General features: G+C 75.1%; 12 protein-coding genes. 5 read left to right on the forward strand and 7 right to left on the reverse strand.

All coding sequences use genetic code 11. The features are described from left to right. Positions 1-23: 23 nt before the first annotated feature. Complete coding sequence (locus J7523_RS05980; RefSeq protein ID WP_291883584.1) at positions 24-4940, forward strand: ATP-dependent helicase; 4917 nt, start codon at positions 24-26, stop codon at positions 4938-4940. Between the two features lie 33 nt (positions 4941-4973). Beyond that, positions 4974-5759: a DNA-formamidopyrimidine glycosylase family protein gene (locus tag J7523_RS05985; protein ID WP_291883587.1), complete on the forward strand. Its 786-nt coding sequence runs from the start codon at positions 4974-4976 to the stop codon at positions 5757-5759. Between the two features lie 93 nt (positions 5760-5852). Here the strand turns inward: J7523_RS05985 and J7523_RS05990 are convergent, their stop codons facing one another. From J7523_RS05990 to pgsA, 3 genes are all read right to left on the reverse strand, one after another. Continuing rightward, positions 5853-6194, reverse strand: a complete 342-nt coding sequence (locus J7523_RS05990) for a helix-turn-helix transcriptional regulator (protein ID WP_203755220.1) — start codon at positions 6192-6194, stop codon at positions 5853-5855. Positions 6195-6430: 236 nt separating this feature from the next. Beyond that, positions 6431-6922 carry a CinA family protein gene (locus J7523_RS05995; protein ID WP_291883594.1) on the reverse strand — a complete coding sequence of 164 codons (492 nt, stop codon included), beginning with the start codon at positions 6920-6922 and terminating at the stop codon, positions 6431-6433. Positions 6923-6944: 22 nt separating this feature from the next. Then, positions 6945-7538, reverse strand: coding sequence for a CDP-diacylglycerol--glycerol-3-phosphate 3-phosphatidyltransferase (gene pgsA / locus J7523_RS06000; RefSeq protein ID WP_291883597.1), 594 nt, complete (start codon positions 7536-7538; stop codon positions 6945-6947). 86 nt (positions 7539-7624) lie between these two features. On the opposite strand from pgsA, the gene J7523_RS06005 reads away from it, so the two are divergent. Beyond that, a complete protein-coding gene (locus tag J7523_RS06005; protein ID WP_291883600.1) occupies positions 7625-9001 on the forward strand; it encodes a CapA family protein in 1377 nt (458 codons plus the stop codon). Between the two features lie 16 nt (positions 9002-9017). On the opposite strand, the gene J7523_RS06010 is transcribed toward J7523_RS06005, so the two are convergent. From J7523_RS06010 to J7523_RS06020, 3 genes are all read right to left on the reverse strand, one after another. After that, positions 9018-11213, reverse strand: coding sequence for a GGDEF and EAL domain-containing protein (locus J7523_RS06010; protein ID WP_291883603.1), 2196 nt, complete (start codon positions 11211-11213; stop codon positions 9018-9020). After that, complete coding sequence (locus J7523_RS06015; protein ID WP_291883606.1) at positions 11210-13720, reverse strand: DNA translocase FtsK; 2511 nt, start codon at positions 13718-13720, stop codon at positions 11210-11212. The genes J7523_RS06010 and J7523_RS06015 overlap by 4 nt, the downstream gene beginning before the upstream one ends. Before the next feature lie 244 nt (positions 13721-13964). Next, positions 13965-14375, reverse strand: a complete 411-nt coding sequence (locus J7523_RS06020; RefSeq protein WP_291883609.1) for a hypothetical protein — start codon at positions 14373-14375, stop codon at positions 13965-13967. 77 nt (positions 14376-14452) lie between these two features. Here J7523_RS06020 and J7523_RS06025 point away from each other — a divergent pair, with 77 nt between their 5' ends. Beyond that, the gene (locus J7523_RS06025; protein WP_291883610.1) at positions 14453-15052 is read left to right on the forward strand and encodes a TetR/AcrR family transcriptional regulator; all 600 of its coding nucleotides are present in this window, start codon (positions 14453-14455) and stop codon (positions 15050-15052) included. Between the two features lie 79 nt (positions 15053-15131). Further along, positions 15132-16298, forward strand: a complete 1167-nt coding sequence (locus J7523_RS06030; RefSeq protein ID WP_291883613.1) for a crosslink repair DNA glycosylase YcaQ family protein — start codon at positions 15132-15134, stop codon at positions 16296-16298. 61 nt (positions 16299-16359) lie between these two features. Here J7523_RS06030 and J7523_RS06035 read toward each other — a convergent pair whose 3' ends face one another. Next, positions 16360-17142 (reverse strand): MBL fold metallo-hydrolase, encoded by a 783-nt coding sequence (locus tag J7523_RS06035; RefSeq protein WP_291883614.1) that lies wholly within the window; start codon positions 17140-17142, stop codon positions 16360-16362. Between the last annotated feature and the right edge of the window lie 52 nt (positions 17143-17194).

Consider the following 17194-nt stretch of genomic DNA (forward strand, 5'->3'; position numbering starts at 1 on the left):
GTGCAGCCCGACACAATGGCGGCGTGGTGATCAGCAGGTTCTCGGACCCGACGCGGTCGTGGTTCGAGGGCGCCTTCGCGGAGCCGACCGCCGCCCAGCTCGGCGCGTGGTCCGCCGTGAGCGGCGGTCAGCACGCCCTCGTCGTCGCGCCCACGGGCTCGGGCAAGACGCTCGCGGCCTTCCTGTGGGCGCTCGACGGGCTCCTCACGGGCGACGTGCCCGACGACCCGGTGCAGCGCTGCCGGGTCGTGTACGTGTCGCCGCTCAAGGCGCTCGCGACGGACGTCGAGCGCAACCTGCGGTCGCCGCTCGTCGGCATCCGGCAGGCCGCGACGCGGCTGGGCCGGACGCTGCCGGACGTCACGGTCGGCATCCGGACCGGGGACACACCGCCCGCCGAGCGCCGCGCGTTCGCGACGAAGCCCCCGGACATCCTCATCACCACGCCCGAGTCCCTGTACCTCGTGCTGACGTCGGGTGCCCGCGCAGGCCTCGCCGGCGTGCACACCGTGATCCTCGACGAGATCCACGCCGTCGCCGGCACCAAGCGCGGCGCCCACCTGGCGCTGTCCCTGGAACGGCTCGACGCGCTGCTCGACCGGCCCGGCGGTCCGGGTCCCGCGCAGCGGATCGGGTTGTCCGCGACGGTGCGGCCCGTCGAGGCGGTCGCGGAGTTCCTGGGCGGTGCCCGTCCGGTGGCCGACGGCGGCCGGGAGGTCGTCGTCGTGCAGCCGCCGTCGACCAAGAAGATCGAGGTCGACGTCGTCGTCCCGGTCCCCGACCTGTCCGACCTGCGCGCCGCGGGCGGCGAGGGCACACCCGACCTGGAGCTCGAGCTGTCGGGCAAGGCCGAGGCGCCGTTGCCCCGGCCGTCGATCTGGCCGCACGTCGAGGAGCGGGTGGTGGACCTGGTCGCGGACCACCGCTCGACGCTCGTCTTCACGAACTCGCGGCGCGGCGCGGAGCGGCTCACGTCGCGGATGAACGAGGTGTGGGCGGAGCGGTCGGGCCTCGACGTGCCCGACCCCGGCACGCTGCAGCCCGCGTCCGTGCCGGCGCAGTCGGGCACGAGCGTCGGCATGGACACGCGCGACGCGTCGACCATCCTCGCTCGGGCGCACCACGGGTCGATGAGCCGCGCGGAGCGCACCCGCACCGAGTCCGAGCTCAAGGCCGGCCAGCTCCCGGCGGTCGTCGCGACGAGCTCGCTCGAGCTCGGGATCGACATGGGTGCGGTCGACCTCGTGGTGCAGGTGGGGTCACCGCCGTCGGTGGCGTCGGGCCTGCAGCGCGTGGGACGCGCGGGCCACCAGGTCGGGGCCGTGTCCCGCGGGGTCGTCTTCCCGACGTTCCGCGGCGAGCTCGTGCCCGCCGCGGTCACCGCCGAACGGATGCGGTCCGGGGCGCTCGAGGCGCTGCACGTGCCGCACAACCCGCTCGACGTGCTCGCGCAGCAGGTCGTCGCCATGGTCGCCGTCGAGGACTGGGAGCTCGACGCGCTCGCGACCGTGGTGCGGCGAGCGGCGCCGTTCGCCGCGCTCGGCGACGCGACCCTGCGCGCGGTGCTCGACATGCTCGCTGGCCGGTACCCGAGCGAGGAGTTCGCCGAGCTGCGCCCCCGGATCGTCTGGGACCGGGTGCGGGACGTGCTCACCGCACGGCCCGGTGCCCTGCGGCTCGCGGTGACGAGCGGCGGGACGATCCCGGACCGCGGGCTGTTCGGGGTGTTCCTGGCGAGCGGCGCGACGACGAGCGACGTGCCCGTCGACGCCGAGCGGACCGGGGGCCGGGTGCGCGGCGGCAAGCGGGTCGGCGAGCTCGACGAGGAGATGGTCTACGAGTCGCGCGTCGGCGACACGTTCACGCTCGGGTCGAGCACGTGGCGCATCGACGACATCACACCCGACCGGGTGCTCGTCACGCCGGCGCCCGGCGTCCCCGGCCGGCTGCCGTTCTGGAAGGGCGACTCCCCCGGCCGACCCGCCGAGCTGGGGGCCGCGATGGGCGGCTGGGTCCGTGAGCTCGGGTCGCTCCCCGACGACGCGGCGCGCGCGAAGGTCGAGGAGGCCGGGCTCGACCCCTGGGCGGCCGACAACCTGCTCGCCTACCTGGCCGAGCAGCGTGCCGCGACCGGGGAGGTGCCGACGGACACCGTGCTGGTGCTCGAGCGGTTCCGCGACGAGCTCGGCGACTGGCGGGTGGTGCTGCACTCCCCGTACGGCGCGCGCGTGCACGCCCCGTGGGCGATCGTCATCGGAGCCCGGCTGCGCGAGCGGTACGGCGTCGACGCGGCCGCGATGCACTCGGACGACGGGATCGTGCTGCGCCTGCCCGACGTGCTCGACGCCGGTGACCTGGCGACGGCCGACCCGTGGTCGGACTCGGCCGGCCCCGAGATCGACCTCGCCGACCTGCTCGTCGATCCCGACGAGGTGCTCGACTCCGTGCGCGCCGAGCTCGGCTCGTCCGCGATGTTCGGCGCGCGGTTCCGCGAGGCCGCGAGCCGGGCGCTCCTGCTGCCGCGCCGCCGCCCCGACCGCCGACAGCCGCTGTGGCAGCAGCGGCAGCGGTCCGCGCAGCTGCTCGCGGTCGCGTCGCAGTACCCCGACTTCCCGATCCTGCTCGAGGCCGTGCGCGAGTGCCTGCAGGACGACTTCGACACCGAGTCGCTCACCGCGCTCATGCGCGACGTCGCACAGCGACGCGTCCGGGTGGTCGAGGTGACGACGCCGCAGCCGTCCCCGTTCGCCCAGTCGCTCCTGTTCGGCTACACCGCGCAGTTCCTCTACGACGGCGATGCGCCCCTCGCCGAGCGCCGGGCGGCCGCGCTGACGCTCGACCCGACGCTCCTCGCCGAGCTGCTCGGTCAGGGCGGGGAGTCGCAGCTCGCCGACCTGCTCGACCCGCAGGCGGTGCTGCGCACGGAGGCCGAGCTGAGCGGCCGCGCGCCGGAACGTCAGGCGGGCACGCTCGAGCAGGTCGCGGACATGGTCCGCCGCCAGGGTCCGCTCACCCTGACCGAGGCCGCGGAGCGCGTGCAGCCGCAGGTCGTCACGGAGGTCGCCGGCTGGCTGGCCGAGCTTGAGCGGTCGCGACGCCTCATCCGGGTGCGGCTCGGCGGCGTCGCGCCCGACCGGGCCGAGCAGTGGGCGGCCGTGGAGGACGCCGGGCGGCTGCGCGACGCGCTCGGCGTCGCCCTGCCCGTCGGGGTGCCGGAGGTGTTCACCGAGGTCGTGCCCGACCCGGTGGGCGACCTGCTGCGGCGGCACGCCCGCACGCACGGCCCGTTCACCGCCGCGCAGGCCGCGGCACGGTTCGGCTGGGGTGTCGCCGTCGTGAACGACGCGCTGCGCCGCCTGGAGTCGGCGGGCGTGCTCGTCCAGGGTCGACTTCGGCCGACCGAGCTGGGCGGCACGGGCGACGAGTTCTGCGACGCGGAGGTGCTGCGGACGCTGCGCCGGCGGTCGCTGGCCGCGCTGCGCGCGCAGGTGGAGCCCGTCGACCCGCAGGCGCTCGGCGTGTTCCTGCCCCGCTGGCAGGGCGTGCACCCGGTCGACCGGGCCGGGCACGCCTCGGCGACCGGGACGCTGCGCGGCGTCGACGGCGTCGCCCGGGTCGTCGAGCAGCTCGCCGGGACCGTCCTGCCCGCCTCTGCCTGGGAGACGCATGTGCTCCCGGCTCGCGTGCGGGACTACTCCCCGGCGATGCTCGACGAGCTCACCGCCGCCGGAGAGGTGCTCTGGGCCGGTCACGGTGCGCTCGCGGGCCACGACGGTCTCGTGTCGCTGCACCCGACGAGCGTGGCCGACCTGACGCTCCCGCCGGTCGATCCCGATACCGCATCGGTCGACACGCCCCTGCACGCCGCAGTGCTCGACGCGCTCGCCGGCGGCGGGGCGTGGTTCCTCGGCGCGCTGACCGAGCGCGTGCAGGTGCTGCTCGAGCCCGCCGACGCCGACCCGCCACGGCCCCGGACGTCCTCGGCCGACGTGGCCGTCGCGCTGTGGGACCTCGTGTGGGCGGGCCGGGTCACGAACGACAGCCTCGCGCCGTTGCGGGCCTGGCTCGGCACCGGTCCGACCGCGCACCGCAGCCGGGCGGCCACGCCCCGGAGCCACCCCCTGCGCCCTCGGCTCGGCCTGCGCGCGCAGCTCCGCGTCGCCGGCGCGGCCGCGGGCGCTGCGGGTGCGGCCGGGAGAGCGGGCGACGGCGGAGCGGTCGCGGGCGGCGGCCGCTGGTCGCTGCTGCCGGCGCGGGAGGCCGACCCCACGCTGCGCGCGCACGCGCTGGCCGCGCAGCTGCTCGACCGGCACGGCGTCCTCACGCGTGCCGTCGCGCCTGCCGAGGGCCTCGGCACCCGGTTCGCGGACGTCTACCGTGTGCTGGCCGCGCTCGAGCAGGGCGGCCAGGTACGCCGCGGCTACTTCGTCGAGCGGCTGGGCGGCTCGCAGTTCGCGCTGCCGGGCGCGGTCGACCGGCTGCGGGTGGACGCGCAGGTGGTCGAGCGGGCCACCGACGTCGATGCGACACCGGAGCGCCTGGTCGTCGTGCTCGCGGCGACCGACCCCGGCAACCCGTACGGCGCGGCGCTCGCGTGGCCAGACCCGGGGTCGCCCGGCGACGGGACGACCGGCCGGCACCGGCCTGGCCGCAAGGCGGGCGCGCTCGTGGTGCTCGTCGACGGGGCGCTCGTCCTCTACCTCGAACGGGGCGGGCGCACGCTGCTCTCGTTCGACGACGACGTGGACGTGCTGCGGGCCGCCGCCGACGGACTCGCGACGACCGTCCGGGTGCGGCACGCCGGGCGGCTCACCGTGAGCCGGGTCGACGGCGTCGAGGTGCTCGCCGGCGGCGCCCTGCACGGGCCGGTGGGGCAGGCGCTCGTCGCCGCCGGCTTCGCGCCGACGCCGCGCGGGCTGCGGCTGCGGGGCTCGTCGTGAGCCGCCCGGCCAGGACGACGGACGGGGGCGCGCGTGCCCGAGGGTGACGTGCTGCGCCGGACCGCCGCGCGGCTCGACCTCGCGCTCGTCGGGTCGCCGCTCGCCCGCGCGGACCTGCGCTGGCCCACCGCCGCGACCGTCGACCTGGTGGGGCGGACCGTGCTGGGCACCCGCCCGTACGGCAAGCACCTGCTGACCCGGTTCGACGACGGCCGGACCTTGCACACCCATCTGCGGATGGACGGCTACTGGCGGGTCCACCGCACCGAGCCGTCCGGGTCGAGGGAGCGGTCGCCGCAGATCAGGGCGGTGCTCGCGACGGACACCTGGACGGCGGTGGGCCATCTGCTCGGCATGCTCGACGTCGTGGCGACACGCGACGAGCACACGCTGATCGGCCACCTCGGACCGGACGTGCTCGACGACCCGTTCGACGCCGCCGAGGCGCTCACCCGCTGGGCCGCCCAGGGCGCCACGCCGGCCGCCGAGGTGCTGCTCGACCAGACGGTGGTCGCGGGCATCGGCACGATCTTCATGGCGGAGTCGCTGTTCGCCGAGCGGCTGTGGCCGTGGCTCCCCGCCGACCAGGTGCCGGACCCGGGGCGGCTGCTGCTGGTGGCACGCCGACTCATGCAGCGGTCCGTCACGAGCGGACGCCCGCCGGGGCACGTGCACGGGCGGTTCCGGCGGCCGTGCGTGCGGTGCGGCACGCCGGTCGCTCGTGGTGAGGCGCGGCGACCGCCGATGCAGCGACCGGTCTTCTACTGCCCTCGGTGCCAGGCCGCGCCGTCGCCCGTCACGCGGCCGGCAGGTGCCTGACGCACGTCTGCCGTGCGACGGCACCGTGCGGGAATGCGCGAGGCCCGCGTCCCTGGGAGAGGGACGCGGGCCTCGTCGATGTGGTTCGTGTCGTCAGCCGATCGGGGCGAGCTCGGCGCGGGGCCGTGCCCAGCCGCCGTCGGCGGTGCCACCCAGCGACGCCGCGAGGTCGGCGGGCACTGTGTCGGGGATCAGCAGACCCTCGGCGACGGCGACCCGGTCGCTGACCTCACGCAGCACGAGCGACATCGGCACGGCCAGCGCGTCGCAGATGCTGCTCAGCAGCTCGGACGACGCCTCCTTCTGACCTCGCTCGACCTCACTGAGGTATCCGAGCGACACACGGGCGGCCGACGACACCTCGCGCAGGGTCCGCCCCTGGCGCTGGCGCGCGTCCCGCAGCACGTCGCCGATCTCTCGGCGGAGTACAACCATCCGGGCTCCCCCCCTCGCGTCGCGTCCCTGCCCGTCGACCGGCATCGTGGCGTGCGCCGGGCTCTTCACCGCCCCCGGCATACCCTTGACCGGGAGAGTTCCACCGTACCTTGCACCGCCCGCGTGCGTGATCTTCCCGCGGACCGGCGGTCGAGTGCTCATCACGTGCGTTGCAACGATCCGGCTGGTCGTGGTGTTCCCTGTGGTCTCGGCCACATCGACACAGCACCGAGGAATCACCCGCTGCGCTCACCCGACCGCACGCCCAGGACCTCCTGCGCGAGCGTGAGGACAGCGTCGACGGTCGCCGCCCTGACCTGCGCACGGTCGCCGTCGAGGACGAGCGAGCGCACGGCGACGCGGTCCGCCGAGGACACCGCGACGTGCACGGTCCCGGGCGGGTGACCGTCCTGCTCCGTCGGGCCGGCGACGCCGGTCGTGGCGAGGCCGACGTCGGCGCCGAGCCGGACGCGGACCCCGTCGGCCATCTGGCGCGCGACGTCCGGGTCGACCGCGCCACGAGCGTCGAGCAGGTCACGGTCGACGCCGAGCAGGTCGGCCTTGAGCGGCGTGGCGTAGGCGACGACGGCGCCGCGCAGCACCGCCGACGCGCCCGGCACGCCCACGAGCGTCGCGGACACCAGGCCGCCGGTGAGCGACTCCGCGACGGCGAGCGTGAGACGACGGTCGGTCAGCGCGGCGACGAGGCTCGCGGCGCGCGCGTCCACGACCGCTGCGTGCGGCACCGGCTCAGATCCCGGCGCCGGGCGGCACCACCGCGGCCCGGCGGATGCGCGCGGCGGCGCGCACGTAGTCGAGCCCGGTGACGACGGTGACGAGCACCGCGGCCGCCATGAGCACCGCGGCCACGACCGAGACGAACGCGGGGAGGTGGTCGAGCGGCAACAGGTACAGGCCGATCGCGAACGACTGCAGGACCGTCTTGAGCTTTCCGCCGCGCGAGGCCGGGAGGACGACGTACCGGAGCAGGAAGAACCGCATGAGGGTGATGCCGAGCTCGCGGACCAGGATGACGACGGTCACCCACCACCACAGGTCGCCCAGGGCCGACAGGAGCACGAGGGCGGTGCCGACGAGCAGCTTGTCCGCGATGGGGTCGAGCAGCTTGCCGAGGTCCGTGATCTGCCCCGAGCGGCGCGCGACCCAGCCGTCGAGCCGGTCGGTCAGCGCCGCGACGACGAAGATCGCCGTCGCCGTGAGCCGCCCCGAGACCGTGTGGCCGCCGTCGACCAGCATCGCCCACGCGAAGAACGGGACGAGGACGATGCGCAGCACCGTGAGCACGTTCGCCAGGTTCCAGGCGGAGGGAGCGGCGTCGATCACCCGGACAGCCTAGATCGAGGCGAACCCCGCACCGTGCACCCGAGTGGCGGTCACGCAGATGGACGAGTGTCCAGTACGGTCTCCGCGTGACTCGCCACGCCCGCGGCCGTCGGAGATCACCGTGGCGGGCGGGTCTCGCGGCGGTGCTCGTCGTCGCGGGCACCATGGTCGGGGCCGCCACCGGGGCCGCGACCGCGCGTCAGCGGCCCGTCACGCCCGACACGCCCGCCGGGGCGGTGGCCACCGTGCTCCCGGCGCCGCGCACCACGGGTTCCGTGTCGACCTCCCCTCCGTCCGCGACCGGCACCGCGCCGTCCTCCGAGCCGACGCGCGCCCCCGCACCCGCGCCGACGCCCGACCCGGACGTCGAGCTGACGATCGTCGCCGCGGGCGACGTGCTGCCGCACCTGCCGGTCGTCGGCTCCGCACGCACGGCCGACGGCTACGACTTCGGTCCCCTCCTGGCGCCGCTGGACCGCTGGGTGGAGCCGGCCGACCTCGCACTGTGCCATCTCGAGGTGCCCGTCGCCCCCGCCGGCTCGCGGCCCAGCGGGTTCCCCGTCTTCGGGATCCCGTCGCAGATCGCGGCCGGCCTCGCCGCGCAGGGCTGGGACGGCTGCTCGACGGCGTCGAACCACGCGGTCGATCGTGGTTTCGCGGGCGTCACGGCGACGCTCGACGCGCTCGACCTGGCCGGCCTCGGGCACGTCGGCACCGCCCGCACGCCCACGGAGCAGGCGCAGCCGCAGCTCTACCGCCTCGACCGCGCGGGCCGGACGGTCACGGTCGCCCACGTGTCGGCGACGTATGGCACGAACGGGATGCCGGTGGACGGCGACAAGCCGTGGTCGGTCGACCGGATCGACGTCCCGGCGATCGTCGCGCAGGCGACCGCCGCCCGTGCCGCCGGGGCCGACCTCGTCGTCGCGAGCATCCACTGCTGCGTCGAGTACCGCACCGACCCGACGCCCGAGCAGGTCGCGATCGACCAGGCGCTCGCCGACTCGGGGGTCGTCGACCTCGTCCTCGGGCACCACGCGCACGTGCCCCAGCCCGTCGTGCGGCTCTCGGGCGGGCCGCGCGGCGAGGGCATGTGGGTCGCGTACGGCCTGGGCAACCTGCTGTCGAACCAGGACGGCGCGTGCTGCTCGCCGGACACCGCGTCGGGGCTGCTGCTGACGGCGCACGTGCTGGCCACGGGCGCCGACCCGGGCCGGGGCTCGCCCGCCGGTCCCGCGCGCATCACGGGCGTCGAGTGGACGCCCGTCACGGTCGACCGCAAGGGCGGTCACCAGGTGCACGCGCTGGCCGACATCCCCGACGGGACGGGGACGCTTCCGGCGTCGCAGGTCGCCGACCGGCTCGCGCGGGTCCGGGCCGTCGCGGGGACGCAGGCGACCGAGCGCACCACGCCCGTGACGCCCACCGGGCCGCCAGCCGTCGTGGTGCCGCGCACGCGCTGACCGCGGCACCCAGGCGTCAGGGGATCGAGTCGGGCGGCTGAGCACCGCCGAACAACCACCCCTGCCCGTAGCGCCATCCGTTGCGGTGCAGGTAGTCGGCCTGCTGGTCGTTCTCGATGCCCTCGGCGATCGTCACCATCGCGAGCTCGCGCGCGAGCGCCCCGAGCGCACGCGCGACCTTGCCGGCGGTCGGGTCCTCGGGGATCCCGGACGTGAACGACATGTCGAGCTTGACCCCGGCCACCGGTAGGTCGCGCAGGTACGACAGCGGAGAGACGCCGGTGCCGAAGTCGTCGAGCAGGATCGGCACGCCCGCCGCCGACAGCTGCGTGAGCTCGTGCCGGATGCGGGTGCCCGACGCGACGAGCGAGGACTCGGTGAGCTCCACGACGATGCGGCCGGGCGCGACGCGGTGGCGGGAGATCTCCGCGAGCAGCGTCGTCGCGAACTCGCCGTCCCCGAGCTGGTCCGCGGACACGTTCACCGAGACCCAGCGCGACTGGTCGCTCGTGTGCGAGACGAAGTCGACGACCTGCGTGGCGACGAGCTGCCCCAACGGCACCGACAGGCCGGCCTCCTGGACCGACGAGAGGAACGCACCCGGCAGCAGCAGGCCGCGGTGCGGGTGCTGCCAGCGGACGAGCGCCTCGTAGCCGACGACCTGCTGGTCGGTGAGGTCGACGATCGGCTGGTAGTGGACGACCAGCTGGTCATGCTCGATCGCGGCGACCAGCTCGCGGTGCGCACCGGCGGTCGTCGCCTGCTCCATCGACGCGTCGTACACCTCGGTCCGGCTGCGCCCGGCGGCCTTGGCGCGGTACAGCGCGGCGTCAGCGGCGGCGAGCAGTGACGGCGCGCCGCCCTCGACGAGGTCCGGCGTCGCGAGCGCGATGCCGATGCTCGCCGCCACGGTCAGCCGGCGCCGGGCCACGCGGACGGGCTCGTGCAGCGCGGCGTGGATCGCCGAGGCGACCTCGAACACGGCGCGCGGCCCGTCGGGGTCCTGCACGACGACCACGAACTCGTCGCCGCCCAGCCGCGACACCGTGCCGCGGCGGCCCGTCGCGGCGCGCAGCACACCGGCGACGTGCACGAGCACCTCGTCGCCGGACGCGTGCCCGTACCGGTCGTTGATCTCCTTGAAGCCGTCGAGGTCGCACGCGAGCACCGCGACCCGGTCGACGACCCCCGGCTGCTCCAGGACCGACTGCAGGACCTCCTGGAGCAAGGTCCGGTTCGCGAGGCCGGTCAGCGGATCGTGCATCGCGCGGTGCGTGAGCATCTCCGCCTGCAGGCGCGACTCGGTCGAGTCCCGCACCTGCACGACGAAGTGGTCGGGGTCGCCCGCCGGGGTCCGGACCAGCGCGGTGTCGAGCACGACCCACACCAGGTGGTCGTCGGCCCGCTGGTAGCGCTTCTCGATCGAGAACCGGTGCTGGCCTCCGCCGAGCAGCCGGTCGACCTCGAGGCGCTCCGCGGCTCGCTCCTCGGGGGTCGACAGGTCCTCCATGAGGTAGCCGCGCAGCGCGCCGACGCTCGTGCCGAGCAGCTCCGCGAACGCGGCGTTCGCCTCGACGATCCGCCAGTCCAGGTCGACGAGCGCCATGCCGATCGGCGCGTTCTCCATCGCGACCCGGAACTGCATCTCGGAGCGCGTCAGGGCCGCCTCGACCTCGCGCCGCCCGGTGACGTCGACGAGCGTGGTCAGCACGGCGGCGGACTCGCCGTCGGCGCCGGGCACGAGCTGGCTCGACACCTGCACCATGCGTGGCGGGGTCCCGACGGTGCCGGGCAGCGCGATGCCGACGAGCTCGGGCTCCGGCACGTGACCCGGCACGGGCACCCGGCCGTTGCCGAGGACCGCCGCCGGGTTCATCGCGAGGCCCTGCTCGTTGAGCAGCACGATCGGCAGGTTCGCCACCCGCAGCCCCACCGACGTCGACGCGTCGACACCGAGGATCGCGGCGGCCCGCTCCGAGATGTCGAGCACCTGCCCGCCGAGCGACTGGACGAGCACGCCCTCCTTGGTCACCGACTGGAGCGCGTCGTACCGGTGCCGCAGCTCGCGGGACAGGTCGAGCAGGTCGTTCGCCTTGCGCACCTGCGCGCGCTGGCGTCCGAGCAGGACGAGCACCGTGACCAGGGCGACGACGGCGACGACGGCGATGACGAGACTGACCACACCGAGCGGCGCGGCGGCCGCTGCGATCACCGAGCGCCGCCGGACCAGCGTCCGGCGTCGTCCTCCTCCGCGTCGTCGAAGTAGTCGGTCGCGACGGGCGGGTCGCCCGGCATGGCGCCCTCGTCCGTGGCATAGCGGTCGTCGGCCCCGCCGCTGCCCTGGTCCCCGCGCAGCATCGCGAGGGTCGCCGGCAGGTCGTCGGGCTGCACCAGCACCTCGCGCGCCTTCGAACCCTCCGACGGACCGACGATCTCGCGGGACTCGAGCAGGTCCATGAGGCGCCCGGCCTTGGCGAACCCGACCCGCAGCTTGCGCTGCAGCATCGACGTCGAGCCGAACTGCGTCGTGACCACGAGCTCCGCGGCCTGCAGCAGCAGGTCGAGGTCGTCGCCGATGTCCTCGTCCACCTGCTTCTTCGCGGGAGCGGCGGTGACGTCCTGCCGGTACACGGGCTTGAGCTGCTTCTTGACGTGCTCGACCACCGCGTGGATCTCGGACTCCGACACCCAGGCGCCCTGCGTGCGCATGGGCTTGGCGGCACCCATCGGGAGGAACAGCGCGTCACCCTGGCCGATGAGCTTCTCGGCGCCCGGCTGGTCGAGGACGACGCGCGAGTCGGTCAGCGAGCTCGTCGCGAACGCGAGTCGCGAGGGCACGTTGGCCTTGATCAGACCCGTCACGACGTCCACCGACGGCCGCTGCGTCGCGAGCACGAGGTGGATGCCCGCGGCGCGCGCGAGCTGGGTGATGCGCTGGATCGACGCCTCGACGTCCCGGGGGGCCACCATCATGAGATCGGCAAGCTCGTCGACGATCACGAGGAGATACGGGTAGGTCGCGATCTTGCGCTCCGACCCGGGCAGCGGCTTCACCTTGCCGGCGCGCACCGCGACGTTGAAGTCGTCGACGTGCTTGAAGCCGAACATGGCGAGGTCGTCGTACCGCGCCTCCATCTCCCGGACCACCCACTCGAGGGCCTCGGCGGCCTTCTTCGGGTTCGTGATGATCGGGGTGATGAGGTGCGGGATGCCCTCGTAGATCGTCAGCTCGACGCGCTTGGGGTCGACGAGCACCATGCGCACCTCGTCGGGCGTGGACCGCATGAGGATCGAGACGATCATCGAGTTCACGAAGCTCGACTTGCCCGCGCCGGTCGCGCCCGCGACCAGCAGGTGCGGCATCTTGGCGAGGTTCGCCGTGACGTAGCCGCCCTCGACGTCCTTGCCGACGCCGATCACCATCGGGTGCTCGGTGCGCTTGGCGGCGCTGGAGCGCAGCACGTCGCCGAGCGAGACGGTCTCGCGGTCGGTGTTCGGGATCTCGATGCCGATCGCGGACTTGCCGGGGATCGGCGACAGGATGCGCACGTCGGCGCTGGCCACCGCGTACGCGATGTTCTTGCTCAGGGCGGTGACCCGCTCGACCTTCACGGCCGGCCCGAGCTCGACCTCGTACCGCGTGACCGTCGGACCGCGCGTGAACCCCGTGACCTTGGCGTCGATCTCGAACTGGTCGAGCACCGTCGTGAGCGACTCGACGACCCGGTCGTTGGCGGCCGAGCGCACCTTGTGCGGGGCACCCTTCGCGAGGCTGTCCTCGGACGGGAGCGTGTAGAGCACGTCGCCCTCGAGCATCGGCTGCTCGCCGCGGGGCACGCCCTTGGGCTCGGGCGCGACGAGCTCCTTCGGCGGCCGCGGGCGGACGACCTCGGTGGGTGCGGTGACCGGGGCGACCTGCTCGGTCGCCTCCTCCTCCGCACGGCGCGCGGCGTCGACGAGGGCGGCCCGCTCGAACGCCTCGTCGCCCACGTAGGCGTCGAGGCGCGTGGGGTCGGCGTCGTCGACGGCGTCGGCACGGCGACGGCGGCCCAGCAGGCCACGCTTGCGGGCGGGAGGCCCGACCTCCTCGACCGCGGTGTGCCCGGCGTTGATGACGAGCGGCGCGTCGTCGTCCTCCGCCTCCTCGGCGGCGCGGTGGTTTCCCGTCAGCCGGTCGTACACGCCGCGCAGCCGGGGCACGATCTGGTGCACCGGGGTCGCGGTCACGACGAGCACGCCGAAGAAGGCCAGCAGCAGCAGCAGGGCCACGGCGACGCCGGTGGTGAGCAGGGTCGACAGCGGCGTCCCGACGAGGTAGCCGACCATGCCGCCCGCGGCGCGCAGCGCTGCGAAGTCGTCGGTGCCCGGCAGGCCCTGGCCGAGATGAACGAGGCCGCACGCCGCGAGGGCGATCGCGGTGATCCCGATGGTGATGCGCGAGTTCGCCTGCACCTTGTCGGGGTGCCGCATGAGCCGCACGGCGAGACCGAGCAGGACCACGGGCACGGCCACGCCGACCCGGCCGAACGTGCCGGCGACGACCGCGTGCACCGCGGTGCCCGCCGTGCCGGACAGGTTCCACCACTCGCGCGCGGCGATGACGATCGCGAGCCCGAGGAGCGTGAACGCGAGGCCGTCCCTGCGGTGCGACGGGTCGAGGTCGCGCGCGCCGTGGCCGAGGTGACGCGCGGCGCCGCCGACCAGGTGGGCCGAACCCATCCAGACGCCGCGGATCATGCGCAGCGGGAGCGCCGGCCGGCGCGGCGCCGGGGCCGGGGTCCGCGCACCCGGGCGCGTCGAGCCGCCGCGTGCCGCGGCCGGACGACCCGAGGACCGAGGGCTGGCGGCGGCACCGGACGCGCCGTTGCGCGGCCGCGGGGAGGACGTACGTGTCGCCATGGTCCTCAAACTAGCCGGGGTCGGTGCCGTCAGGACGGCGGCGCGGGGTGCGTGTCGCTGCACCTCACCCCACGATCAGGCCCACCCCGAGCGTCAGGACGCCTGCGGCGAGCACGACGGCACCGACGGCCAGCAGCACGACCCAGCGGTTCGGACGGTCGCGGCCACGGCCGATCGCCGACAGGAAGAACCCCGCGGGCATGACGATCGCGGCGACGAGCACGCCGGTCTGAGCGAGCCACCGCCATCCACCGCTCAGGGTGGTCGCCTCGCCGAGCAGCAGGCACACCAGCCCGAGCGTGACGAGCACACCCGCGTGGGCGTGGCCGGCGCGGTAGAAGGCGCGCTGGAAGTCGGTGGCCTGCTCCCGTCCCGTCGTCACGCGGAACAGGAACCACCCGCCGGACTCGATGCCGACGACGGTGAGCGCGACGATCCCGGCGGTGACCCGTGCGGCGTCGGTGAGCTCGAGCATGGCCTGCCTCCTGGGTTTGCGAACGTTGTTATAGAACACCGTTCGCAAACTCCCGTCAAGACTTCTACACTCGCCGGATGGGTCGACCCCGACTGCACGACGACGCACTCCGGTCGCAGCTGCTCGAGGCGGCGTCAGCCGCGCTCGCGCAGGACGGGACCGCAGGCCTGACCGTGCGCGACGTCGCCGCGCGTGCGGGCACCTCGACCTCGGCGGTGTACTCCCTGTTCGGCGGTCGGCCCGAGCTCGTCCGCGCCGTCGGCGACGAGGCGTTCGCCCGCTTCGCCGACCGTCTGGCCGCCGTCCCCCGCACGGACGACCCCGAGGCCGACCTCCTGGCGCTCGGTCTGGCGTACCGGCGGTACGCGCGCGACGAGCCGCACTTCTACCGCGCGATGTTCGGGACCCCCGGCACGGGCGCGCAGGACGGCTCGCACGGGCCGATGACGCAAGCACCCACGTTCCTCGTGCTGCGCGACGCGGTCGCCGCCGTGCTCGCCGCCCGCGGCGCACCCGTCGCCGGTGCGGAGCGCGCCGCCCTCGGGCTGTGGGCGCTCGTGCACGGGCTCGTCGAGCTCGAGCTCGACGGGCTGGTCCCCGGCGACGAGGCGGCCGCCGCCGAGCGGTACGCGGCGACGCTCCGCGCGGCCGGGCCGGGGTTGCTCGCCGCGGCCTGACGGTCGTGCCGGGCCGCGCCCGGTGCCGGGTCGCGGCGGCAGCGGTGCGGGTGTCGGTGCCCCGTGGAACGGTGTCCGTGTGACCTCTTCGCGCACGGCACGACTGGCAGGCGCAGCCCGCACCGTGACCCGCGGCCAGGTGCTCCGGCGTCGGGTGCGCGCGCAGCAGCTCGACCGCGCGCCCGGGACGGCGGCCGGGCCGCACGACGTCGCCGTGCTCAGCCTCGGCGTCCAGGACACGGGGCCGGACGGGTCGCTCTGGGCGCTCGTCGTCCGCGGCGTGGAGGCGACCGCCGACCGGTGGCCCGACGACCTCGCGCTCGCCTGGACGCTCCGGGGCGCACCCCACGCGTACCGCCGTCAGGACCTGCCCGCCGTGCAGCGTGCCGTGCGACCGTGCTCGGACGCCGACGCAGCCAAGCGGATCATGAACGCCGCCACTCCCCTGCGCAGCGCCGGCATCACCCCGGTCGACGCGCTCGAGCACGTCGCGCGGACCATGCGCGACGTCGTCACGGACCCGCTGGACAAGGGCAGCCTCTCGACCCGGATGACCGCCGAGCTGCCTGAGCCCTACCTGCGCTGGTGCGCGCCGTGCGGCGCGACCCACATGTACGAGATGCCGTTCCGCCTGGCCGCGCTGCACGCCGGTCTCGAGCTCGAGCCAGGGACGTCGCCGCCGGTCGTCGGCCGCTCGCCCGGCTTCCCCTCCGCGCAGATCGGGGTCGTCGCCCGCGCGGAGGACGACGACGACGGACCGTTCGACCTCGTCCGGCTCGTGCTCCACCTGCTCGGCCCCCTGACCCCCCGGCAGGTCGCCGCGTTCCTCGACGCGCCGGTCAAGGACGTGACCGCACGCTGGCCCGACGACGTGGTGCCCGTCGCGATCGAGGACGTCGGCACCGCCGACCTGCTCGAGGAGGACGTGCCGGCGCTCGAGACCACCGACCGCGGCAGCCCACCCGTCGTCCGCCTGGTCGGGCCGTACGACCTCTACCTGCAGGCACGCGACCGGGACCTGCTCGTGCCCGACGCCGGTCGGCACAAGGCGCTGTGGCCCGTGCTCGGACGGCCGGGCGCCGTGCTCGTCGACGGCGAGGTCGCCGGCACGTGGCGACCTCGCGCGTCGGGTCGGCGGCTCGCGCTCGAGCTCGACGAGTGGGTGCCGTGGGACGCGACGACCCGCCGCGCGGTGGCCGCGGAGCACGAACGGCTCGCGGCCTTCCGCGGGGCCGACCCGGCCTGACGTCGGGCCGACCCGGCTGCACGTCGGGGCGACCCGCCGCACGTCCGGGCCACGGCCGCCGTCAGAGTGCCGTCGGCTCCCCGCGCCCGAGCACGACGAGCCGGTCGCTCGCCCCGATGGCCGCGAACCGGTCCTGCACCGCTGACAGCGGGTCGACGAAGTGCGCCCAGTCGGTGTGGTGCACGGGCACGACGGTCGCGAGCGGCAGCAGCGCCGCAGCGGCCGCGGCCCGGGGGGCGTCGAGCGTGAGGGGCTCGGCCCCGAACCGGCCGACGTTCGCCCCGCCGACGAACAGGACCGCGAGCTCGATCCGCTCGAACCGGCGCGCCACCTGGTCGAGCACGTCGAGCGAGGCGTTGTCGCCCGACACGTACACGGTGCGCTCGCCGGGCGCCTCGAGGACGAAGCCGGTGACCTCGCCGCTCAGCGCCTCGGCCCCCTCGGGACCGTGCCGCGCGGGGACGGCGGTGACGCGCACGTCGTCCGCGAGCACGACCTGCTCCCACGGCGCGAGGCCGCGGACGCCGGGGATCCGCTCGGCGGCGTCGGGCGTCGAGAGCACGGCCGGCACCGTCGCCAACAGGGCGCGTCCCGCGACGTCGAGGTTGTCGGCGTGCTGGTCGTGCGAGAGCAGCACCACGTCGAGGTGCCCGATGTCCTCGACCCTGACACCGGGACCGACCAGCTTGTGCAAGGTGGTGCGGCCCTCGTAGTCGGCGGGGGCGTCGTCGAACGTCGGGTCGGTGAGGAACGTCAGGCCGGCGTAGGTGAACCGCAGCGTCGGTCCCCCCACCCAGGTCGCCGTCGTCGTCGTGCGGATGGCGTCGCTCGCTGTGGTGGTCATGTCTCCACACTGCTCCGCAGGTCACCCGTACGCCAGTGGCCCGCAGGACACC

Source organism: Cellulomonas sp. (assembly GCF_017744555.1).
Classification (GTDB): domain Bacteria; phylum Actinomycetota; class Actinomycetes; order Actinomycetales; family Cellulomonadaceae; genus Cellulomonas.